This window comes from Nocardia sp. CC213A (assembly GCF_030766805.1).
In the GTDB taxonomy this organism is placed as follows: domain Bacteria; phylum Actinomycetota; class Actinomycetes; order Mycobacteriales; family Mycobacteriaceae; genus Nocardia; species Nocardia otitidiscaviarum.
In genome coordinates this window covers 1-21,347 of record NZ_JASFXA010000001.1, presented here as the reverse complement: position 1 = coordinate 21,347, position 21,347 = coordinate 1, and the positions used below count along the sequence as shown (strand labels likewise).

At 69.5% G+C, this 21,347-nt stretch carries 20 protein-coding genes and 2 pseudogenes; 11 read left to right on the top strand and 11 right to left on the bottom strand.

Annotation, left to right across the window (positions count from 1 at the left end; translation table 11 throughout):
• The first annotated feature begins 34 nt into the window (after positions 1-34).
• Positions 35-721, top strand: coding sequence for a MerR family transcriptional regulator (locus tag QJS31_RS00110; protein WP_282778642.1), 687 nt, complete (start codon positions 35-37; stop codon positions 719-721).
• A 36-nt stretch (positions 722-757) separates the two neighbouring features.
• Here the strand turns inward: QJS31_RS00110 and QJS31_RS00105 are convergent, their stop codons facing one another.
• Positions 758-1,528, bottom strand: coding sequence for a class I SAM-dependent methyltransferase (locus QJS31_RS00105; protein WP_372341539.1), 771 nt, complete (start codon positions 1,526-1,528; stop codon positions 758-760).
• A gap of 201 nt (positions 1,529-1,729) precedes the next feature.
• Here QJS31_RS00105 and QJS31_RS00100 point away from each other — a divergent pair, with 201 nt between their 5' ends.
• Positions 1,730-2,956, top strand: coding sequence for a cytochrome P450 (locus QJS31_RS00100; protein WP_282778638.1), 1,227 nt, complete (start codon positions 1,730-1,732; stop codon positions 2,954-2,956).
• 68 nt (positions 2,957-3,024) lie between these two features.
• On the opposite strand, the gene QJS31_RS00095 is transcribed toward QJS31_RS00100, so the two are convergent.
• The 4 genes and pseudogenes from QJS31_RS00095 to QJS31_RS00080 all read right to left on the bottom strand — a co-directional run.
• Positions 3,025-3,744: a helix-turn-helix domain-containing protein gene (locus QJS31_RS00095; protein WP_306355652.1), complete on the bottom strand. Its 720-nt coding sequence runs from the start codon at positions 3,742-3,744 to the stop codon at positions 3,025-3,027.
• 85 nt (positions 3,745-3,829) lie between these two features.
• Entirely contained in the window at positions 3,830-3,973 is a 144-nt protein-coding gene (locus QJS31_RS00090; protein ID WP_282778634.1) for a hypothetical protein, read from the bottom strand.
• A gap of 25 nt (positions 3,974-3,998) precedes the next feature.
• Positions 3,999-4,322, bottom strand: a pseudogene (locus QJS31_RS00085) (IclR family transcriptional regulator C-terminal domain-containing protein); the annotation flags it as partial.
• Positions 4,323-4,598: 276 nt separating this feature from the next.
• A pseudogene (locus tag QJS31_RS00080) lies at positions 4,599-4,748 on the bottom strand (helix-turn-helix domain-containing protein); the annotation flags it as partial.
• 102 nt (positions 4,749-4,850) lie between these two features.
• Between QJS31_RS00080 and QJS31_RS00075 the strand changes: the two are divergent.
• From QJS31_RS00075 to QJS31_RS00055, 5 genes are all read left to right on the top strand, one after another.
• Positions 4,851-5,603, top strand: coding sequence for an MIP/aquaporin family protein (locus tag QJS31_RS00075; RefSeq protein ID WP_282778632.1), 753 nt, complete (start codon positions 4,851-4,853; stop codon positions 5,601-5,603).
• Between the two features lie 8 nt (positions 5,604-5,611).
• Positions 5,612-6,613, top strand: a complete 1,002-nt coding sequence (dhaK, locus tag QJS31_RS00070) for a dihydroxyacetone kinase subunit DhaK (RefSeq protein ID WP_282778630.1) — start codon at positions 5,612-5,614, stop codon at positions 6,611-6,613.
• A gap of 31 nt (positions 6,614-6,644) precedes the next feature.
• Positions 6,645-7,235 (top strand): dihydroxyacetone kinase subunit DhaL, encoded by a 591-nt coding sequence (dhaL, locus tag QJS31_RS00065; RefSeq protein WP_306355897.1) that lies wholly within the window; start codon positions 6,645-6,647, stop codon positions 7,233-7,235.
• The gene (gene ptsP, locus QJS31_RS00060; RefSeq protein ID WP_306355651.1) at positions 7,232-10,381 is read left to right on the top strand and encodes a phosphoenolpyruvate--protein phosphotransferase; all 3,150 of its coding nucleotides are present in this window, start codon (positions 7,232-7,234) and stop codon (positions 10,379-10,381) included. Before dhaL ends, ptsP begins: the two co-directional genes overlap by 4 nt.
• A 106-nt stretch (positions 10,382-10,487) precedes the next feature.
• Positions 10,488-11,801 (top strand): LCP family protein, encoded by a 1,314-nt coding sequence (locus tag QJS31_RS00055; RefSeq protein ID WP_282779390.1) that lies wholly within the window; start codon positions 10,488-10,490, stop codon positions 11,799-11,801.
• A 6-nt stretch (positions 11,802-11,807) separates the two neighbouring features.
• On the opposite strand, the gene QJS31_RS00050 is transcribed toward QJS31_RS00055, so the two are convergent.
• The gene (locus QJS31_RS00050) at positions 11,808-12,293 is read right to left on the bottom strand and encodes a hypothetical protein (protein WP_306355650.1); all 486 of its coding nucleotides are present in this window, start codon (positions 12,291-12,293) and stop codon (positions 11,808-11,810) included.
• Positions 12,294-12,363: 70 nt separating this feature from the next.
• A complete protein-coding gene (locus QJS31_RS00045) occupies positions 12,364-15,090 on the bottom strand; it encodes a cation-transporting P-type ATPase (RefSeq protein WP_282779391.1) in 2,727 nt (908 codons plus the stop codon).
• Between the two features lie 229 nt (positions 15,091-15,319).
• On the opposite strand from QJS31_RS00045, the gene QJS31_RS00040 reads away from it, so the two are divergent.
• Positions 15,320-15,748 carry a lipocalin-like domain-containing protein gene (locus QJS31_RS00040; RefSeq protein WP_306355649.1) on the top strand — a complete coding sequence of 143 codons (429 nt, stop codon included), beginning with the start codon at positions 15,320-15,322 and terminating at the stop codon, positions 15,746-15,748.
• Positions 15,749-15,868: 120 nt separating this feature from the next.
• Here QJS31_RS00040 and QJS31_RS00035 read toward each other — a convergent pair whose 3' ends face one another.
• From QJS31_RS00035 to QJS31_RS00025, 3 genes are all read right to left on the bottom strand, one after another.
• The gene (locus tag QJS31_RS00035; protein ID WP_306355648.1) at positions 15,869-16,372 is read right to left on the bottom strand and encodes a hypothetical protein; all 504 of its coding nucleotides are present in this window, start codon (positions 16,370-16,372) and stop codon (positions 15,869-15,871) included.
• Between the two features lie 172 nt (positions 16,373-16,544).
• Positions 16,545-17,129: a TetR/AcrR family transcriptional regulator gene (locus QJS31_RS00030; protein ID WP_282779385.1), complete on the bottom strand. Its 585-nt coding sequence runs from the start codon at positions 17,127-17,129 to the stop codon at positions 16,545-16,547.
• Positions 17,126-17,635, bottom strand: coding sequence for an SRPBCC family protein (locus QJS31_RS00025; protein ID WP_282779383.1), 510 nt, complete (start codon positions 17,633-17,635; stop codon positions 17,126-17,128). The genes QJS31_RS00030 and QJS31_RS00025 overlap by 4 nt, the downstream gene beginning before the upstream one ends.
• Before the next feature lie 54 nt (positions 17,636-17,689).
• Here QJS31_RS00025 and QJS31_RS00020 point away from each other — a divergent pair, with 54 nt between their 5' ends.
• From QJS31_RS00020 to QJS31_RS00010, 3 genes are all read left to right on the top strand, one after another.
• Positions 17,690-18,751 carry an LLM class flavin-dependent oxidoreductase gene (locus tag QJS31_RS00020; RefSeq protein ID WP_306355647.1) on the top strand — a complete coding sequence of 354 codons (1,062 nt, stop codon included), beginning with the start codon at positions 17,690-17,692 and terminating at the stop codon, positions 18,749-18,751.
• Between the two features lie 128 nt (positions 18,752-18,879).
• Positions 18,880-19,095, top strand: a complete 216-nt coding sequence (locus QJS31_RS00015) for a hypothetical protein (RefSeq protein WP_282779381.1) — start codon at positions 18,880-18,882, stop codon at positions 19,093-19,095.
• A 239-nt stretch (positions 19,096-19,334) separates the two neighbouring features.
• Positions 19,335-20,186 (top strand): NAD(P)H-binding protein, encoded by an 852-nt coding sequence (locus tag QJS31_RS00010; protein WP_282779380.1) that lies wholly within the window; start codon positions 19,335-19,337, stop codon positions 20,184-20,186.
• Positions 20,187-20,208: 22 nt separating this feature from the next.
• Here QJS31_RS00010 and QJS31_RS00005 read toward each other — a convergent pair whose 3' ends face one another.
• A complete protein-coding gene (locus QJS31_RS00005; RefSeq protein WP_372341794.1) occupies positions 20,209-21,321 on the bottom strand; it encodes an Mrp/NBP35 family ATP-binding protein in 1,113 nt (370 codons plus the stop codon).
• Between the last annotated feature and the right edge of the window lie 26 nt (positions 21,322-21,347).

The window sequence follows — 21,347 nt, the reverse complement described above, 5'->3', positions numbered from 1 at the left end:
TCAATGAAGTCTGTCCTGACTCTATGCTGGGCCGGTGCCTCGCTACAGCCGAACCCAACTCGCCGATCTGAGCGGCATTCCGGCGCGCACCATCCGCTACTACCACTCGCTCGGTCTGCTGCCGAAACCCGGCCGGGCCGGGAAGGAAGTGGTCTACGGCGACGACCACCTGGAACGGCTGCGCGATATCGCCGCCATGCGGGCGCGCGGCCTGCGCCTCGACGCCATCCGCGAGGTGCTCGCCACCGACACCGTGGCCGCGGACTGGCGGACCCTGTTCGACCCGCGCCATTCGGTCTCCGCCGATCAGGTCGTGGACCTCTCCGACAAGGCGCTGTCGGATCTACTCGGCGACCGCCGTACCGAGATTCTCGACGACCTGATCGCCGCCAGCTACCTGGAACGACGCGAGGACGGCTGGCGGGTGCCGGATCTGCCCATGCTCAAGGGCGCGCTGATCCTCTACGACATCGGCACCGACATCACCCTCAGCGGCGCGCTGCGCAAACTCATCCGCGCGCATATCGCCGACCTGGCCGACGAGATGGCGCGCACCTTCCGCGACGCGGCCGCCACCAGCTACGGCGGCGAGGGCCTCGGCACCGACCTCATGCGCTTCCGCGACCGCTTCCGTGCGGCGGCGTGGGAGGTCGGCGGGGCGACTCTCGCCGACGAGATCGAGCGTGCGGTAAGGGAACTCGACGCGGAAGCGGAGCGCTGACCGCTCGCGTGCCACCAGACGAGCCTCCGTCGTCGGTCAGAGTCGGGTGAAGACGACGGGTTTGTCGTCGGCCTCGATCCTGTCGGTCGCGGGGAATTCCACGGTGATGCTCGGGTGGGTGGCGGCGAGCGCTTCGAGAGCGGCCCGGCTGTAGTGCCGCAGACAGGTGATGAAGGAGTCGTGGACGGTCGGCAGGATCGCCGACCACCGCGAGCCCAGACGGAACAGCATCACCGCGCCGACCACCGGCGGGAGGAACAGGTAGCGCAGCAGTAGCTTGCTCGGTTCCTCGGGGCGAATCCCGTCGATCACAAGGAATTTCGTGCCCACCCGAGTGGCTTCGCTGATCGCTCGCCCGGCCGCGCCGGGTGACAGGTGATGGAATCCAGCGGCGAGTACCACCACATCCACGCTGTTGTCGGGCGCGTCGATGGCGGTAGCGTCGATACACCGCACGGTGGCACGGGGATGAGTGCCGAGCGGCCCGGCCGCCATCGCGGCGACCAAGGCGGGGTCGAGGTCGGAGACGGTGACCAGTGCGCCGGGATGCAGGTCGAGGACTCGCTGGGAGAGCAGGCCGTGACCTGCACCGAGTTCCAGAATCCGGGGCTGTGCGATATCGGCCACCATGTCCGCCACCAGGCGAGCGTTGGCTTCGTGCGTGCCGTAGTGGGTGCCGATTTGCACGAGTGCGCCGATCACGGCCTGTTTGATCGAATCGGGGACGTCGGAGCGGTCGGTGTACTCCAGGTGAGCGGTTTGCAGCCAGCGGTCCGCCAAGCGCGCATTCGGCCCACCTCGAGGCATGGAGTCGATATCGGTTGAGATGCGCTGCGTGGCCACTTATTTCCCTTCAAGGCCGAAGTAGTCCCCCATGATCTACCACACAGCAAGCGGGGGAAGAACCGCGCAGCGCTCCATTCCGGGAGGGCGTTCTCGCCTCGCCCCGGGTGCCGCAGTGCGCCAGAATGGCTGTGCCCCAACACGCTAACCTGAGCAAGGACTGCAATGCCCGAAACTTCGACCGCCGCTGATCTGCCCCGCTACCCGGGGCGCAGGTCGCCGCGCTGCCCGTTCGATCCTGCCGCCGAGATCAGCGACCTCGCCGCGGCCGCACCGATATCCACGGTGCGGATCTGGGACGGGAAGACGCCGCATCTGGTCACCGGGCATGCCGAGGTCCGCGCGCTGCTCACCGACGAGCGTGTCAGCTGCGACAACCACCGGCCGGAGTACCCGCACATCACCGAAGGCATGGCGGCGGTGATGCAGGCCAGCCCGTATACGATGTTCAACACCGACGGCACCGAGCACGCACGCTTTCGGCGGATGTGGGCCAAACCGTTCACGCCCAAACGGCTCGATGCGATCCGCCCGCTGATCCAGAAGCATGTGGACGCCACGGTGGACGCGATGCTGGCGCAAGGCAATTCGGCTGATCTGGTCACCGCGCTCGCGCTGCCGGTGCCGTCGCTGCTGATCTGTGAGCTGCTCGGCGTCCCCTACGCCGATCACGACTTCTTCCAGCACCACACCACGGTCGGGTTCTCCGGCCACGCGTCCGCTGAGGACCAGCAGGCGAGCACGGTGCAGATGCTGACGTTCCTCACCGGGCTGATCGAAACCTATACGCGTGAGCCGGGTGACGGGCTGCTGTCGGACCTGGCCGAGTATGTGCGCGACGGCGAACTCCAGACGTGGGAGGCCGCGTTCCAGGCGGTCGGATTCCTCGCGGCCGGACACGAGACGACCGCGAACATGATCGGGCTCAGCGTCATCGCCCTGCTGGAACGTCCCGACGACTTGGCGGTCATCCGGGACACCGACGACCCGGCAGTGCTCGAACGGGCCGTGGACGAGCTGATCCGCTACATGAGCGTCGTGGACACCGGGTTGCGCCGAATCGCGGTGGAGGACATCGAGATCGGCGGCCGGACGATCCGTGCGGGCGACCCGATCGTGTTCGACCTGGCCACCGCGAACCGGGATACGCGGGTCTTCGCCGACCCCGACCGGCTCGATATCCGGCGCGCGAACGCGGGCGCGCATGTCGCGTTCGGGGCGGGCCGTCACCAGTGCATCGGTTTGCAGCTGACCCGCATCGAACTGGGGATCACGTTGCAGACGCTGTTCCGGCGGCTGCCGGGATTGCGGTTGACGACACCGGTCTCGGAGGTCGCGTTCAAATACGACGCGCTGGTTTACGGCGTCGCAGCGCTGCCCGTGGAGTGGTGAACGCGCCACCGGCCGGGGTGCGCGGTAGCTGACGCCGGGCACGGTCGACGCACAGGCCCGGCAGGGCGTCAGTCCTCGGACCGCACGAACACAGTCATTTTCCAGCCCTGTGTCGGGAAGTCCTGCCCGCAGGAGATGATCTCGTGCTCCTTGTATTCGCGGGTTTCGGGGACACGCATCACGACACGGCTGGACGTGAACGATTCCTCGGTCAGCCCCTCGATCACCAGCAACCTGCTGAAATCGGGGTTGGTTCCGCACCGGGCCAGGATTTCTTCGACGCGCCCCTGGGGCACCATGCCCGCCGCCATCGTCCGGAACGACAGGGCCAGCCCGCCCGCGACGGTGGCCCACGAATCCCCGAAGACCTCCCTGGCGGCGGGGTTGGTCACCACTTCTTCCAGCAGGTTGACCGGGCGCCCGCCGGGTGCGGCGGGACGCAGGAACGGCGCGTACTCCAACATCCTGGCGTTGCAGGCGAGGATATCCAGCGCGGGAAAGGAGTTGTACAGCGCTGGCTGCCGCTGGGATTCGAGCTGTATCTGGTCGGCGCGGGTGAGCTGCTGCGAAGTGCTCCCCGCCTCGTAGGTATACAAGCCCTGCAGCAGCAGCCACGGGATACGTGGGATGAGCATCTTCGGGATGCCCAGTGTCGTCACGACTTTCACGATGAGACTGTTCGGGATGCCGCGGTCTCCACGCTCGTATTTCCTGAGTGTTTCCTCGCTGATGGCCAGGGCGTCGGCGAGCTGCTTTCGGGTGAAGCCGCGAGCCATGCGGAACCCCATCAGCCCCTCACGAAGGTTACGGTTCGCTTCGTTGGGGGCGGTGATGGGGTCCAGCCCCAGGTATAGGTCACGGTCGGGTTGTCTTCTAGCCATTGATCAACTTCCATACGAAGGTGTTGCGGGCCGACGGTTCTGGGTCGTGGCCGGTCGCGAGGACCGGACCGACCAGCTGGGCTTCGGTGACGTCCTCGACCGGCAGGATTCCCGAGGCATGGGTGGTGACGACCATGGTGCGGGTCGAGTGCGCGGCTGAGTTATCCGCTGCCGTACGGTACCGGCCAGCGGCCCGAGCCCAGTTCGCGCGAGATGGTGCGGGCGGTGGTGCGCACCGCGTCGACGACGGTCTCGGGGGCGGGCCAGTCGGCGGTGGGCAGTACCACGCCGACCGCGCCGACGACCGCGCCGGTGTTGTCGAAAATCGCTCCGGCGATACAGGATTCGCCGAGCACGGCCTCGTCGCGCTCGAGGGCGATGCCGGAGTGGGCCACCGGGCGCAGATGTTCGGCGAGGTCGTCGGCGGCGGTGATGGTGTCGCCGGTCATGCTGCGCAGGGTGCCGGTTTCGGTGCGCGGCAGGAAGGCCAGGATGGCCTTGCCCAGCGCGCTGGCGTGGGCGGGGATCTCGATGCCGAGCTCGGGCATCTGACGGCTGCCGTCCGGGCTGGGTTCGTGGTGGATGATCACCACGTCGTCGCCGAAGAGCACGCCGACGCGGACCGCGCGGCCGGTGCGCTGGGCGAGGTCGTGCGCCCAGGTGAGGGCGCGGGCGCGCAGCTCGAGGGTGTCGAGGTAGACATTGCCCAGGCGCAGCACCGCGGGGCCGAGTTGGTAGCGGCCGCCGCCGTGCTCCTGCACGACCACGCCGTGCGCGGTCAGGGTGCGCACGATGCCGTGCACGGTGGTCGCGGCCAGTCCCAGCTCGGCGGCCAACTCGGACAGCGTCATCCGCCGCGCGCCCTGGAGGGCGAACAGGATGCGGACGGCACGGTCGACGGACTGGATCATGCGGTCACCTTTCGCGGGCCCTTGTGACCCGAGCCACAACACCGTACTCTACGAACTCTATTCGACATTATCGAATGGTGTTCGACATATCTGGAGTACCTCATGGATGGACTGCGGACACCGCAGCGTCTCGCGGCGGAAGTGCTCGGCACGGCATTCCTCGTCTTCATCGGCGTCGGGTCGGTCCCGGCGACACTCATCGTCAACGGCGACGCGCCGTTCACCATGGCAGACCTGGGCATGATCTCGTTGGCGTTCGGCACGGTCGTGGTCGCGACCGTCTACGCCTTCGGGCATGTGTCAGGTAATCACATCAACCCGGCGGTCACCCTCGCCCTCGCGGTGTCCGGACAGTTCCCGTGGCGGCAGGTCCCCGCCTACCTCGCCGCGCAGCTGGTCGGCGCGGTGCTCGGTGCGCTGGCCATCCTCGGCACCCTCGGCGACCGTGCCAGCGAAGTGGGGCTCGGCATCGCCGCCTACGGCACGGATGTGGGTGCGGGACAGGCGTTCATCGCCGAATTCGTCGGCACCTTCATCCTGGTGCTGACCGTCCTGCTGGTCGTACACCGCGCCGCCGCACCGGGATTCGCGGGTGTGGCGATCGGGCTGGTGGTCTTCGCCGCCATCATCCCGGTGGCACCCGCCACGGGCGCGTCCATCAATCCCGCCCGCACCCTCGGGCCGATGCTGGTGCAGCAGCTGTGGGGTGGCGAGGTGCACTGGGGCCAGGCCCCGGTCTACCTGGCGGCCGAATTCCTCGCCGGGGTGGCCGCGGCCGCCACCGCCTATGCCCTCACCCGTACCTCGCGCACTCTCGGCGCGACCGCCGAACCGGTCGATTCGACCGTCCGATAGGAGATCTCGTGAAGAAGCTCATCAACGATCCCGCCGATGTGGTCGACGATGCACTGGCCGGTATGGCGGCCGCGCATCCGGAGCTGCGCATCGACGAGAAGAACCGCGTGATCCTGCGCGCCGACGCCCCGACCCCCGGCAAGGTGGGCCTGGTGTCGGGCGGCGGCTCCGGTCACGAACCGCTGCACGGCGGCTTCGTCGGCCGCGGCATGCTCGACGCCGCGTGCGCCGGTGAGGTTTTCACCTCCCCGGTGCCCGACCGCATCCTGGCCGCCACCACCGCCGTGGATGCGGGTGCCGGCGTGCTGCACATCGTGAAGAACTACACCGGCGACGTCATGAACTTCGAGATGGCCGCCGAACTGGCGGCGGCCGAATCCGGTACCGAGGTGGTGTCGGTGGTCGTCGACGACGATGTGGCCGTGCGCGACAGCCTCTACACCGCCGGGCGGCGCGGCGTCGGCGGCACCCTGGTGGTGGAGAAGCTCGCGGGCGCGGCCGCCGAGGCGGGCCGGCCGCTGCCCGAGGTGGCCGCCGTGGCTCGCCGCGCCAATACCGAAACCCGCAGCATGGGTGTGGCATTGACCTCGTGCACGGTGCCCGCCGCCGGTCGGCCCACCTTCGAACTGGGCGAGGCGGAGATGGAACTGGGCATCGGCATCCACGGCGAACCCGGACGGCGACGGCTGCCGCTGGCGTCCGCCCGGGAGATCGCCGAGCTGCTGGTCGAACCCCTGCTGTCGGATCTGCCGTATCGGTCCGGCGACCGGGTGATTTGTTTCGTCAACGGGATGGGCGGCACGCCGCTGCTCGAGCTGTACGTGATGTACGGCGAGGTCGCGCGGGTGCTGCGGGCACACGGCGTCGAGGTGGTCCGGTCACTGGTCGGCCCGTACGTCACCAGTCTGGACATGGCGGGATGTTCGGTGACGGTGACCCGGGTCGACGACGAACTGTTGGAGCTATGGGACGCGCCGGTGCGGACACCGGCCCTGAACTGGGGAGTGTGACACCGTGACAAGTATCGACGTACAGCGCTGGATGCGGGAATTCGCCACGCTGATCGACGAGCACGCCGATGAGCTCACCGCTCTCGACGCCGCCATCGGCGACGCCGACCACGGCAGCAACATGCAACGCGGCGCACGCGCGATCGCGGCCGAATTCGATTCCGCCGCTCCCGATTCCGCTGCCGCCGCGATCAAACAGGCGGGTATGGTGCTGGTCCGCTCGGTCGGCGGGGCCAGCGGGCCGCTGTACGGCACCTTCCTGCTGCGGATGGCCGCGACCACCACCGGCGAACTCGACGCCGACACCTTCGGCAAGGCCGTGCGCGCCGGTATCGACGGTGTGGTGGCGCGCGGCAAGGCCCAGGCCGGGGACAAGACCATGTACGACGCCCTGGCTCCGGCCGCCGACGCCTTCGATCGCGGCCTGGCCGCCGGAGCGGACTTCGCGGCCGCCTTGGATGCCATGGTGACGGCCGCCGCCGCGGGCCGCGACGCGACGGTGCCGATGCAGGCCCGCAAGGGCCGCGCCTCCTATCTGGGGGAACGCAGTGTCGGACATCAGGATCCGGGTGCCACCAGCGCGGTGCTGCTGCTGCGCGCGGCCCGGCGGGCGGTGCGATGACCGGCATCGTCGTCGTCTCCCACAGTCGTGCGCTGGCCCGCGCCGCGGTGGCCTTGGCCGCCGAGATGCTGCACGACAGTCCGGTGCGCATCGAGATCGCGGCCGGACTGGACGAGCACACCCTCGGCACCGACGCCACCGCGGTAGCGGCCGCCATCACGGCGGCCGACAGCGGCGACGGCGTGCTGATCCTCATGGACCTCGGCAGCGCCATCCTGTCCGCCGAACTCGCCCTGGACCTGCTCGACGGCCCACACCGGGTGCGGCTGTGCGCGGCCCCCTTGGTGGAGGGCCTGGTCGCCGCGGCCGTGTCCGCCGCCGGGGGAGCCGACCTCGACGAAGTCGCCGACGAAGCGGAACACGCACTCGCGGCCAAGCGCTCCCAGCTCGCCGACAGCCAACCGGCCGCACCCGACCCGGCGACGGAGATGAACGAGCGGTCGCCGGGCGACACCCGCCCCGACGGCGACCGCCCGACCGCACTCGAGGCATCCGATGGTGATCCCGCGGATCTCTCGGTGGCGGGTGATCGGCAGCGCGCGGACGTGTCGCCGATGGAGAATCAGGAACCCGTGGACCCGTCGGCTGCGGCAGATCGGGGACGCACGGATACGTCGCCGGCGAGTGATCGACGGAGCGCGGCCGGATCGACCACGGTTCCTGGACGCGCTGCCGACGATCAGGCGACCACGGTGCCAGCACCGGCTGCCGACGATCAGGCGACCACGGTGCCTGCACCGGCTGCCGACGATCAGACGACCACGGTGCCTGCACCGGCTGCCGGGGGGCAGGCGACCACGGTGCCTGAACGAGTTGCCGGGGATCGGGTGGATGTTGTTCCCGGGCGCGGTGCCGGGGACAGGGCGAACGTGGACGCGGGGTCGGGAGCGGTGAGGTTCTCGCCTGCCGGGGGGATCCTGCCGACGGCGGCGGATCCGGTCCGCGCGGTCTTCGTGGTGGCCAACGATCACGGCCTGCACGCGCGCCCCGCCGCACGGCTGGTGGCGGCGGTAGGTGGTCGCGACGCCCAGGTGCGGGTCCGCAATCTGAGCACCGGATCGCCGTCGGTGTCGGGCCGCAGCCTGAGCCGAATCGCGGCGCTCGGGGTGCGCGCCGGACACGAAGTGGAGATCACGGCGAGCGGTCCGGACGCTGGGGCGGTGGTCGATGCCGTCGTGGAGCTGGCGGCGCGCCACTTCGACGAGCGGCCCACAGGTGTCGCCGACCGCGCTACGGCCGAAGGCACTGCGGTCGGCAGCGCCGTGCCCGCGACAGCCGCATCCGAGAGCGCTATGGCCGAAAGCGTCGTGGTCGAGAGCGTCATGGTCGAGAGCGCGGAACTCGAGAGGGCGACGACCGAAAGCGCCACGGCCGACGGCGATTCGGCCCGAATATCGGTGTCCGAGAGCGCCACGGCCGAGCGTGCGCTGCCCGAAACCTCGGTGTCCGAAGGTAGTTCCCAGTCGGCCGGGCGACGTTCCCACGCGGCCGAGCGGAGAGGTCCGCTGGCCGCGGCCTCGGGTATCGGAATCGGACCGGCATGGCGGCTCGATACCGCCGACGTCGACCTGACCGACCACCACGCGGACAACCCCGCGGTGGAAGCCGAACACTTCGACCGTGCGCTCGCCACCGTGCGCGGTCGCATCGACGCCGATATCACGCGCGCCCGTGCCGACAGCACCGCCCGGGATATCTTCCAGGCGCATCGACTGCTGCTGGACGACGACGACCTCACCGCATCGGTGTGCGCGCACATCGCCCAGGGTCGGTCGGCCGCCGTCGCCGCGGCGGACGTCTTCGACGGCGTCGCCGCGGAGTTGGCGGCGCTGCCCGACGAGTACCAGCGGGCCCGGGCCGCCGATGTGCGCGCGGTGCGCGATCAACTGCTCGCGGCTCTGCTCGGGCACACCACCGAGATCGCCAGCCGCGCGGGCGTCCTGGTGGCCGCCGACCTCACACCCGCGCAGGTGGCCGGGCTGGACCGCGAGCTGGTCACCGGTATCGTGCTGGCGCAGGGCAGCCCCACCGCGCACAGCGCGATTCTGGCTCGCACCAGGGGAATTCCCGCCGTGGTCGCGGCCGGTCCGGACGTGCTGACCGTGCCCGAGCAAACGATGCTGGCCCTCGACGGCGATACCGGCCAGCTCGTCATCGCCCCGGACACCGAGACGCTCGCCGCGTTCACCGCGCGCGCCGACGCCCAACGGGCCGGTCGACGCGCGGCCGAAGCGTCCGCGCGGCAACCGGCGGTGACCCGCGACGGCGTCGAGATCCACGTCGCCGCGAATGTCGGCAGCGTGGCGGATGCCGAGGACGCGGTGCGCGGCGGCGCGGACGGTGCGGGCCTGGTGCGCACCGAATTCCTGTTCCTCGACCGAGCCGACGCCCCGACCGCCGCGGAACAGGAGCAGGTGTACCGGGATCTGGCGAACACCTTCGACGGCCGCCCGGTGGTGCTGCGCACCCTCGATGTGGGCGGTGACAAACCGCTGCCGTATCTGGCCCAGCCGACGGAGGCGAATCCGTTTCTCGGACAGCGCGGTATCCGTCTCGCCCTGGCTCATCCGCACCTGTTGCGCGAGCAGCTGCGCGCCGTCGCACGGGTGGCCGCGGACCATCCGATCGGGGTGATGTTCCCGATGGTCACCGCCGTGCAGGAGATCGAGGCCGGGCGCGGGATGCTGGAAGAGGTGGCACCCGAAGGGCTTTCGATCGACGTCGGCATCATGGTGGAGGTGCCCGCCACGGCGGCGAAGACGGCGGAGTTGGCCGAGTACGTGGACTTCTTCAGCATCGGCACCAACGACCTCACCCAGTACGCCCTGGCAGTCGAGCGCGGCAACGATTCCGTGGCCGCGCTCGCGGACGCCCTCGATCCCGGGGTGCTGCGGCTGATCGACATGGTCTGTCGCGGTGCGGGCGGGGCGCGGGTGGCTGTCTGCGGTGAGTTGGCTTCCGACCCGGTGGCGGTGCCGATCCTGCTGGGGCTCGGCGTCACCGAACTCAGTGTCGCGCCCGCGGCTGTACCGCTGGTCAAGGCCGCCGTGCGGACGCTGGACCATCGGGCCTGCGCGGATCTGGCCGGGCGGGCGCTGCGCTGCGCGACGGCCGCCGCGGTGCGCGGGTTGACGCTTCCGGATTGATCGCCGGGCCGGGCGGATTGCCGAGGAGTCGCCGTGTCCGGCATAACCAACCGGTTGGTCTGCTCATTCAGGCTGTTCACAGCATTGCGTCACACACTCGAAGGTGATGCCCGACAAACCTCGCAACCCGTCCGCCCACTACGGACCGCGTCACGCCCGCGGGCCGCGACACCGTGCGGTGCCGGTGCGGTCGGTGCGCGCTCGTCGCGCCCGCGGGCTGGTGCGACTGCTCACCGCGACGGTAGCGGCCGTCGTAGTCGGCGTGACCGGGGTGGGCTGGTACGCGTCGGCAGGGCTGGATCAGGGCTTCACGCGCTCGGACGTGCTCACCGACGAGGACGCCGCCGCCCTCGACGGCGACCTCAACATCCTGCTGATCGGGCTGGACACCCGCAAGGACTTCGACGGCAAGGATCTGCCGCGCGAAGTCCTCGACGCATTGCACGCCGGGGACAGCGACGTCGGGGGCTACAACGCGAATTCGCTGATCCTGGTGCACATTCCGAAGGATCTCAGCAAGATCGTGGCCTTCTCCATCCCGCGCGACAACTATGTCGACGTCTCCGGGATCCCCGGCTACAGCAAGGTCAAGATCAAGGAGGCGTACGGCCTGAAGAAGGCCGCGGTGGAACAGGACCTGATGGAACAGGGCATGACCGATCCGATCGAGCTCGAGCATCGCGGCCGGGAGGCGGGACGCGCCTCCATCGTGCAGACCGTGCGCTCGCTCACCGGCGTCCCGATCAACCGCTTCGCCGAGATCTCCCTCGCCGGTTTCTACGATCTCGCCGATGCCGTCGGCGGCGTGGAGGTCTGTCTCAACAACGCCGTCGACGACAGCTACTACTCCGGCGCGGTCTTCCCGGCCGGTCGCCAGCACCTCGACGGCGCGCAGGCGCTGGCCTTCGTGCGCCAGCGCCACGGCCTGCCGAACGGCGATCTCGACCGCACCCACCGTCAGCAGGCGTTCCTCATGTCCGTGGCGAAGTCGCTGCAGGATTCCGGCACCTTCACCGACCTGGGCAAGCTCAAGCGACTCGTGGACGTCGCACATGCGGACATGATGCTGTCCAAGGGCTGGAATCTGCTCGAGTTCGCCCACACCCTGGGCCGGGCGGGTTCGATCCCGGTGGAGTTCCGCACGCTGCCGGTGCTGCGCTACGCCACCGTCAACGGCCAGGACGTGAACATCATCGACCCCGACGCGATCAAGCGGGAAGTCCGCACCGCCTTCGGACTCACACCGCCCACATCGACCACCACACCCGGCGCCGATGCGGACGAGGCGGCCGAAACCTCCGGCACGACAACGTCTTCGGCCACGGCCACGACGACAACGACCGCCACGGCCGCGTCGACCCCCGCCGCGGGCGAGCCGGTGACGGGGTCGATCGGCGATGGCATTCCATGCGTGAACTGAGTGGCGTCACGCGACCGCGACGGTGAAGCGGTCCGGCGGTGGCGTCCCGCCGGGCCGCGAACGCCGCTGATCCAGCACCGCGGACACCACCGTGAGCGCGGCAGCCGCCGCATATGCGAGCGCGGCGTACCCGGCGACGGTGCCGAACGTATCCGCCGCGGCCCGCGAGACCTCCCCGTCGCCGGTGGTCAGGGTCGCCAACGGCACGGGGTAGCGATCCGCCACATCGGTGAAGTCCGGCAGGGTGAGCGCGAAGACCAGCAGGGACACATCGGCGGCCGCGAGCGCCAGCAGACTGCGCGGGCGCAGGGTCGGCGCGAACGCAGTGGCGACCGAGACCGCCACCAGCAGCGGGGTCAGCGTGATCAGGGCGACCGTGCCGAGCGACATGAACACGATGACCAGCCACCAGCCGGGGGCGAGCACCCGCACCCCGAGCGCGAGCAGTACGACGAACACCTGACCGATAAGCAGTACCGAGCGATTCATCATCGACCTCCCGTCCAGGAACCACGATGCTGTCGATCCTGTCGTTCACAACCCGTTCGACACCTGCGCGCGACTACCCGACCGACCGCGTAGTTCCACTCGAGCCGCCGGGCCGCCGCAGCCGCTTGTCGACGGCGACCACGGCACTGGCGACGGCGGCGATCCCCACGATGCGCAGCCAGGAATCGCCTCCGATCGGGGCGGTGGCGAACACGGTGTTCATGACCGGCAGATAGGTGATGGCGACCTGACCGACGGCTTGTAGCGCCACACCCCCGGTGATCCACGGATTGGAGAACAGCCCGATCCGCCACGCGGAGTGGGTGAGCGAGCGGCAGCTGAACAGATAGAACGCCTCCACCACCACGAACAGATTCAGCGCGGCGGTGCGCGCCTCGGCCAGCGTCGCACCGTGGGCGAGTTCCCATTCGAACAGCCACCAGGTGCCCGCGACCAGCAGGGTCGACACCAGCAGGGTGCGCATCACCAGCGAACCGGTCATCAGGGGCTGGCCGGGATCGCGCGGCGGGCGGGTCATGATGGCCGGTTCCTTCGGTTCGAAGGCCAGCATGAGTCCGAGCGCCACCGCGGTGGTCATATTGATCCAGAGGATCTGGGTCGGCAGGATCGGCAGCGCCGCACCGGCCGCGATCGCGACCAACAGCACCAACCCTTCACCGATATTCGTCGGCAGTGTCCAGGTGATGAATTTGACCAGGTTGTCGAAGACGCCGCGGCCCTCCTCCACGGCCGCCTCGATGGTGGCGAAATCGTCGTCGGTGAGCACCATATCGGCGGCGTCCTTGGCCACCTCGGTACCGCCCGCGCCCATGGCCACGCCGATATCGGCCTGGCGCAGCGCGGGCGCGTCGTTGACGCCGTCGCCGGTCATGGCGACCACGTGACCGCGCGCCTGGAGCGCCTCGACCAGGCGGAGTTTCTGTTCGGGGGAGACGCGGGCGAACACGTGCGCGCGGTCCACCGTCTCGGCGAACCGGTCCGGGGGCAGGGTGTCCAATTCGCCGCCGGTGAGCGCGTTCTCGCCGTCGCGGGGGTCGAGCAGGCCGATGCGGGCGGCGATGGAGGCGGCGGTGGCGGCGTGGTCGCCGGTGATCATCTTGACCGCGATGCCCGCGCTGCGGCAGGACTCGACGGCGGTCGGCACGGCGGCGCGGGCGGGGTCGAGCATGGCCTGCAAGCCGGTGAAGTTCAGGCCGTCCGCGAGCGTGGTGACGGTGAACTCCGCGGGGGCGCGCACCGGACGCACGGCCGTTGCCAGCACGCGCAGGCCGCGTGCGGCCAGCTCGTCGGCGGCGGCGAGGACGGCGTCGCGGTCCAGTGGTGTGGTCGTGCCGTCGGCGCGCAGTGCGGTCGGGCACAGGTCGAGGATCTGTTCGACCGCGCCCTTGACCAGCACGATCTGGTCGGCGGCGGACGCCGAGCCGGTATCGCGGTGCAGGGTGGCCATATAGCGGCGGTGCGAGCTGAACGGGATGGTCGCCACCCGCGGCAGCAGTCGTGCGATGCGGTCGCGGTCGAGACCTGCCTTGGCGGCGGCCACCACCAGCGCGCCCTCGGTCGGGTCGCCGACGATCGTCCACCGGCCGTCATCGTGGTGCAGGGTGGCGTCATTGCAGGCGGCACCGGCGAGCAGCGTCCAGCGCAAGCCTTGATGGGTCTCCGATTCCGCTGGCGCACCGCTGGATTCGCGGACTATGCCGGTCGGCGCGTAGCCGGTTCCGCTGACCTCGAAGCGGCCGTCGGGTGTCCAGATGGTGGTGACGGTCATCTGGTTCTCGGTGAGCGTGCCGGTCTTGTCCGAGCAGATGACCGTGGTACTGCCCAGGGTTTCCACCGCCGGGAGCTGCCGAATGACGGCGCGCCGCTTGGCCATCCGCGAGACGCCGATGGCCAAGGTGATGGTGACCGCCGCCGGTAGCCCCTCCGGGATGGCTCCGACGGCGAGTGCGATGGCGGCGGTGAACATCTCGGCCGCGTCCTGGCCGCGCAGATAGCCCACGGCGAAGGTGGCGGCCGCCAGCACGAGAATGCCGACGGTCAGAATCCTGCTGAACCTGGCCAGTTTTCGCGTCAACGGCGTGGCCAGATCCTCGGCCGCACCCACCAGCCGGTGGATCGCGCCGACCTCGGTCTCCGCACCCGTGGCGACCACGATGCCCGCACCCGTTCCGGCGGTGACCAAGGTCGCCGAGTAGGCCATATTGCGCCGATCGGATACCGGGGTGCCCGCCGGGAGCACAACCTCGTCCTTGCTGACCGACGCGGACTCCCCGGTCAATGCCGACTCGTTCACACGCAGCTCGGCCACCCGGATCAGCCGCAGATCGGCGGGAATCTTGTCGCCCGCGTCGAGCAGGACCAGATCGCCGGGAACCAGCTCGTCGGACGGCACCGTCCGCTCACCGCCGTCGCGCACCACCCGGGCCTGGGTGCGCACCATGGACCGCAGCCCCTCGAGCGCGGCCTCGGCCTTCGACTCCTGCACGAACCCGACCAGTGCGTTGACCACCACGACACCGAAAATCACCGCGGAGTCCACGTATTCGGCCAGCGCCGCGGTCACCACACCGGCGGCCAGCAGCACATAGATCAGCGGATTGTGCAGCTGGCGCAGCAGGCGCATCGGCCACCCGGCACGCCGTGCGTCCGGCAAGGTGTTCGGCCCGAACCGTGCCATCCGCTCGGCGGCCTCGCCTCGGCTCAGGCCGCGATGCTGATCGGTCTCGAGCAGCAGCACTACCTCATGGGCGGACAGCCCATGATGGGCATTGCCGAACATGTCCGGCACGGCGATCTCCGCGGCTGCCCGCGGCACGACTCGGTCATACGATCGTTCGGCGGGGCGCATACCCCCATTCCATCTCCGGTGCGCCCCGCCCAACCAGGGCATTTCGTCCCCCGAACCGGGAGCCGGGCAACCCGGGCGACCCAAGGCCCTTCGCCCCTAGCGGCGGTACGACCGCGCCATCGGGGACCCCGCTCGGCGCACCGCCACTAGCATCGACCACATGGAATCCGGAGACCTGGTGGGGCGGTGGCGGTTGACCGCGTGGACCGCCACCGACGACACCGGCGCTGTCACCCGGCCGTTCGGTGACCACCCGGAAGGCTCCGTGGTCTACACCCCCGGCGGTTGGATGAGCGGCCACCTGTCCCGCTCCGATCGCCCGCACCTGTCCACACCGAACGCCCTCGGCGGCCCGGAATCCGCACGCGCCGAGGCCTATTCGACCTATATCGCCTACTGCGGCGAGTACTACGTCGAAGGTGACACCGTTGTCCACACTCTGCGCATGAGTCTGTTCCCGAACTGGGTCGGCACCGAGCAGCGCCGCATCGTCGACCTGTCCGACGACCGACTGGTGCTCAGCACCCCACCCACCCCGGTCGGCGACCAGATCCTCGTCAACCGCCTGCACTGGGTGCGCGCGGAGTAGCGGTTGCCTCGGCAGGCGGCGGTACCGAAGACGGCGGCGTCGGCGACCACGGTGGCACACCCACCACCGACCTGTGTCGCGATCACGCGGGCCAGCAGAGTCGACGAGCGCGATCGCTTCTCAGTCGGTCACCGTGAGCGACAGCCGGGCGGCGTAGTCGTAGGAGATCAAGACGAAATCGTCCCATACACACGCGTAGTAGCCCTCGGGCTGGATGCGGACCCGAGCCGCGAAATGAACTGTGCCCAGCAGGGTCTCGATGGCGTCGGCGCAGTCGAAGATGACGGCGTCCACTGCGGCGTCGTGGCGCCGCAGGCCGCTCGGCGGGGCCATGCGGCGGACCGCGTCACGGAAGCGTTCGGGCCAGCGCGATGGCGAGCTGATGCTCTCGGTGTGCACGATCGGGTCCGATACCACTCGGCGGAGTCGGTTCGGGAAGGGCTCGCGTCGAATGAGCAGCTCACCATCCACCCGGAACACTGGATCGAGCTCCACCGCGAAGAAGTGGTTGTCGTCGCTCATGGTCTCCTCCAGGAGGAGCGCGGCCGCTGCTACGGTCGGCCGCATGGTGTGCGCGACACACTCGCCGCCGCTCGTGGCGGCCTTCCGATCGGACTTCTTCACCGCCGCATTGTCTTCGGTGCTTCGGTCCGCGCGCCAGGCGAACCGCCCGAATCGGCGCAGCGCGGCGTAAGCGCCGCGAGTGTCGGCGTCGGCCTGGTGCACAACTACCGGTCGGGGCGGCGGCCGCCGCGGCATGGCGCGCGTGGTGCCATGGGATGAACCGCGCGCCGTTTCAGTTCGCCCCCCGCGAGTGGCGCTGGGCCAGTAGGGGTTCCAGTTCTGCGGCTACGTCGTCGAGAGGTTGGACGGAACGGGTGGTGCGGCAGAGGATGATGGCGCCCTCTATCGAGGTGAGGGTGAGGGTGGCGAGGCGGGTCGCTCGGGGGGTGGGGAATCCGGCGGTGGTGAGGGACGTGGTGAGGGCGGTGTGCCAGCGGGTGAGGATGGCGGCGACCTCGGGATGGAGGGCGCGGTCGTCCTCGGTGCCGCTGACGGCGACCGCCACGGCGGGGCAGACTGCCTGGAAGTCGGAGGTGAGCAGCAGTTGCCGCCAGAACTCGACGAAGCGGTGCATGGCTTCGGTGGGGCCGGTGGCGGCGGCGCTCTCGATCATGTCGGCGATCGCGTCGGCGGCGAGTTGCAGTGCTTCACTGAGCAACTGGCGTCGTCCACCGGGGAAATGGTGGTAAACGGATCCGCGCGGGGTGCCGGTGCGGGTGAGCACCGCGTCGATGGTGACGCCCGCCGAACCGCGCTCCCGCAGCAATTCCACCGCGCCCAGCAGCATCTTCCGTTTGGTACCGCCGCGCGCCGTCACGACCGATTCTCCCGCGGCGGTTCGAATGTCGCCTTGATGGCGGCGAGATTCGCGCGCATATTGCGCTCCCATTCGGCCAACCGGTTGGCGATGATGCGGGATTCCTTGTCCGGCATGGTGGAGATGGCGTGGCTCAGCCCGGACGGGCCGGGTCCGAGGCGTCCCCACTGACGCACGATCACGCCCGAGCGCGCTGGATCCACCTCGAATCCCCAGGTGGCGCTGACCCCGGCCGGTCCGTGCACCTGCCAGACCCAGCGCCGTTCCGGCTCCACCTCGATCACCTCGCACTCCGTGCACCAGGTGCCCATGGCGCTGTGCTGATTGGTGCCCCGGAAGCGTGCCCCCACCGCGACCCGATCCGCGCCGTCGAGCCATGCCGCGGACTCGAGTTCCTCGGAGACGCGCGAGGGCAGCGTGATGTCGGTGACCAGCGCCCACGCCTGGGCGGCGGTGCACGAAACACGTTCGGATACTTCGACGGTCGGTTGATCGCGGTAGCGCACGCGGTGGCCTCTCGGGTTCCCATCAAACGGTTTCTATGATGTATAACATAGTGCATGGTCGCAGCGCAGCCCCGCCGGAATCCGCTACGGATCGGCGTAGTCGTCGAACCCCGCCTACCCGGAGCCGCGGAGTTCGCGGTGGAGGCCGAGCGGCTCGGCGTCGATTCGCTGTGGGTGCCGGAGGTGTGGGGCTACGACGCCCTGACCGGCCTGGCCTATCTCGCCGCCCGGACGACCTCGATCGGATTGGGCACCTTCGTCGTTCAGCTCGGCTCCCGCTCCCCGGCGCTGCTCGCCACCTCGGCGCTGAGCGTGCAGGAACTCTCGGGCGGTCGCTTCCGTCTCGGTATCGGGGTGTCGGGTCCCGCGGTGATGGAGGGCTGGCACGGCGTGCGCTTCCGCAAACCCGTGCGCACCACCCGTGAAATCATCGATATCGTGCGCCTGATCGGCCGTGGTGAACCGCTGCGGTACGACGGTGAGGTCTACACCCTGCCCCTGCCCGACAGTGCGGGCCGCGCCCTGCGGCCGCTGGTCGCGCCCCGGGAGGTGCCCGTCTACGTCGCCGCCATGGGGCCCGCCAACCTCCGGCTGACCGGCGCCGCCGCGGACGGTTGGCTCGGCAATGCCTTCATACCCGAAGCCGCCGAGGTCTTCTTCGACCCGCTGCGCGCGGGCGCGGAGTCGGCGGGCCGCACCCTGGCCGATCTCGATTTGGTGGTGCCCGTCGCGGTCGAGTTCGCCGACGACGAAGCCGATGCGGCACAACGCGTTCGACGCCATGCGGAAGGCTACGCCTTCACCATCGGCGCCATGGGCGCGGCCGGCCGCAACTTCTACAGCGAGGCATTCACCCGACTCGGCTTCGGACCGGCGGTGCGCCGCGTCGCCGACCTGTGGCAATCCGGTGACCGTGATGCGGCCCGCCGCGCGGTCCCGCTCGAACTGGGCGGCCATACCAACCTCGTCGGCACCCCCGAAGTCCTGGCCGAGCGCGTGGAACGCTATCGCGCGGTGGGCATTTCGACCCTGTTGGCGAAAATGGACACTCCGTTCGAGGAGCAGTTGACGACTCTGCGACGGCTGATCGACCTGGTGGACAGCCGGTCCGCCTGATGAGAGAGACGTACATCACAGTGCTGACGGGTTACGAAACGACCAGCTCAGAGGTTTCGATAGTTGCTGAAGATTGTCTGAGGTACTGAGAGGTACTGAGAAGCACTCGGAAGGAACGTGAGATCGATATGCGCAAACTACTCGCCGCCACCGCGATCACCGGAACCCTGGCCGGAGGAGCCCTGCTGACCGGCATCGGTGCCGCGAGCGCGACACCGCCGCCGCCCTCGCCGCAGTGCACCGCCATTTCCTATCCGCTGGTCCTGCTGATCGAGGCGACCGGTGGCGCACAGAGTCCGCTGCTGCCCGCCGCCCAGGCCATCGCCGATGCGGTGTGCCGCTGATCCACCGCCTCGATAGTGGATGCTGCGAGATTGCGGTGGCGCACTCTCGGTAGTGCACCCGTGCTCGTTTCGTAGCGCTCCACCCGCCGCCCGCCACGCGTCCATCGGGCACGTAGCCGATGACGCCCTCGACACGGGGTGCGGCGGAATGGGCGGCCGATCGGCCCGAGAGACGGTCACGTATGGGGGCGAGATTCTCGACGATGGCTGCGCGGCGGCCGGGCGGCTTGACTGAAGGCATGACTTCGAACAACGAAAAAACAGCAGCTCAGACCATTCTCGTCACCGCGGGAACCGGGAAGGTGGGGCGGCGGGTGGCCGAGCGGTTGAACGCCGCCGAATACCCGGTCCGGATCGGATCCCGGTCAGCGGAGGTGCCGTTCGACTGGTCGGACCGTAGCGGCTGGGATGCGGTGCTGGAAGGCGTGTCGGCCGCGTTCCTGATGTACACCCCGGATATCGGGGATCCGCGTGCGGGAGAGACGATTCGGGCATTCAGCGAGCTGGCGGTCGCCAAGGGCGTGCGGCGGCTGGTGCTGCTGTCGGCCCGGGGCGAGGATCAGGCCGCCGCGGCCGAGACCGCGGTACGCGAAAGCGGGGCGGAATGGACCGTGCTGCAAGCGGCTTGGTTCGACCAGAACTTCGACGAGGGCGTGTTCACGGAGATGATCCTCGGCGGCGCGCTCGCGTTCCCGGCCGGTCAGGTCCTGGAGCCGTTCATCGACTCCGGCGATCTCGCCGATGTCGCCGTCGCCGCGCTCACGGAGGACGGGCATGCGGGCCGCAATTACGACCTGACCGGTCCGCGACTGCTCACCTTCGGTGACGCCGCGGCCGCCATCGGCGCGGCGACCGGTCGCGAGATCCAGTACATCCCGGTCAGCGGTGCGGAATTCGGTGCCGTGCTGACCTCCGAGTTCGGCATGCCGGACGAGGAGGTGGCGGTCATGCTGGACATCTTCGCGACCCTGCTGGACGGCCGCAATGCCACGGTGACCGACACGGTGCGACAACTGCTGGGGCGTGAGCCGAAGGACTTCGACGACTACGTGCGCGATGCGATCGCGGCGGGTGCGTGGAAGCAGGACTGAACGATCGCGCACCGAGCCCGCCTCACCCCGGCGCGACCGCGAGTCGCCGACCGGCGAGACGGGTTCGGTGGACGTGCAGGTGATCGGCCAGCGCGGAGATCGCCTGGGCGGCGGCGGAGTCCGGATGGGTGAGCACCATGGGGGTGCCGTCGTCGCCCGCGGTGCACACATCGGGGTCGAGGGGGATGCGGGCGAGGACGGGGCAGTCGGTGCCCAGGATGTCGGACAGCCTGGCACTGACCTCCTCGGCTCCGCCGGAACCGAACAGCAGGTGGCGAGCGCCGTCGGAGCCCTCGTACCAGGACATGTTCTCGACGACCCCCGCGACCCGTTGACCGGTCTGCACCCCGACCGCTCCGGCGCGTTCGGCGATGCGGGCGGCGGTGTGCTGAGGTGTGGTGACGATGAGCATCTCCGCGGTCGGTAGGAGTTGGGCGAGGGAGATGGCGATATCGCCGGTGCCGGGCGGCAGATCGATGAGCAGAATGTCCAGGTCGGACCAGTAGACGTCGGCGAGGAACTGGTGCAGCACGCGGTGCAGCATGGGGCCGCGCCAGATCACGGGTTCGTTGCCGGTGACGAACATGGCGATGGACATGATGCGGACGCCATGCGCGGTCGGCGGCATGAGCATGCGGTCGACCTGCGTGGGTGCGGCGCTGGTGCCCATCATCGATGGAATGGAGTGACCGTGGATGTCGGCGTCGAGGATTCCGACCCGCAGCCCCCGTCGAGCCAGGACGCAGGCGAGATTGACAGTGACACTGGACTTCCCGACGCCGCCCTTGCCGGAGGCGAGCGCGTAGACGCGGGTGCGGTTGCCCGGTTGCGCGAACGGGATGACGGGGGCCTCGTCGGTGCCGCGCAACCGCTGCCGGAGGGCGGCGCGCTGCGCGTCGGACATGACACCGACATCGACTGTCACCGTAGTGACGTCGGGCACCGACCGGACAGCGGCCTCGATATCGGCGGTGATCCTGGCCCGCATCGGGCATCCGGCCACGGTCAACAGCACGCGGACGCCGACCCGGTTGCCCGGCGCGATATCGATGGCCGCGACCATGTCGAGTTCGGTGATGGGGCGGTTGATCTCCGGATCGCGCACCTCGGCGAGCGCGTGCATGACCGCCGCCACCTCGACCGCCGGTGCGACAGCGACAC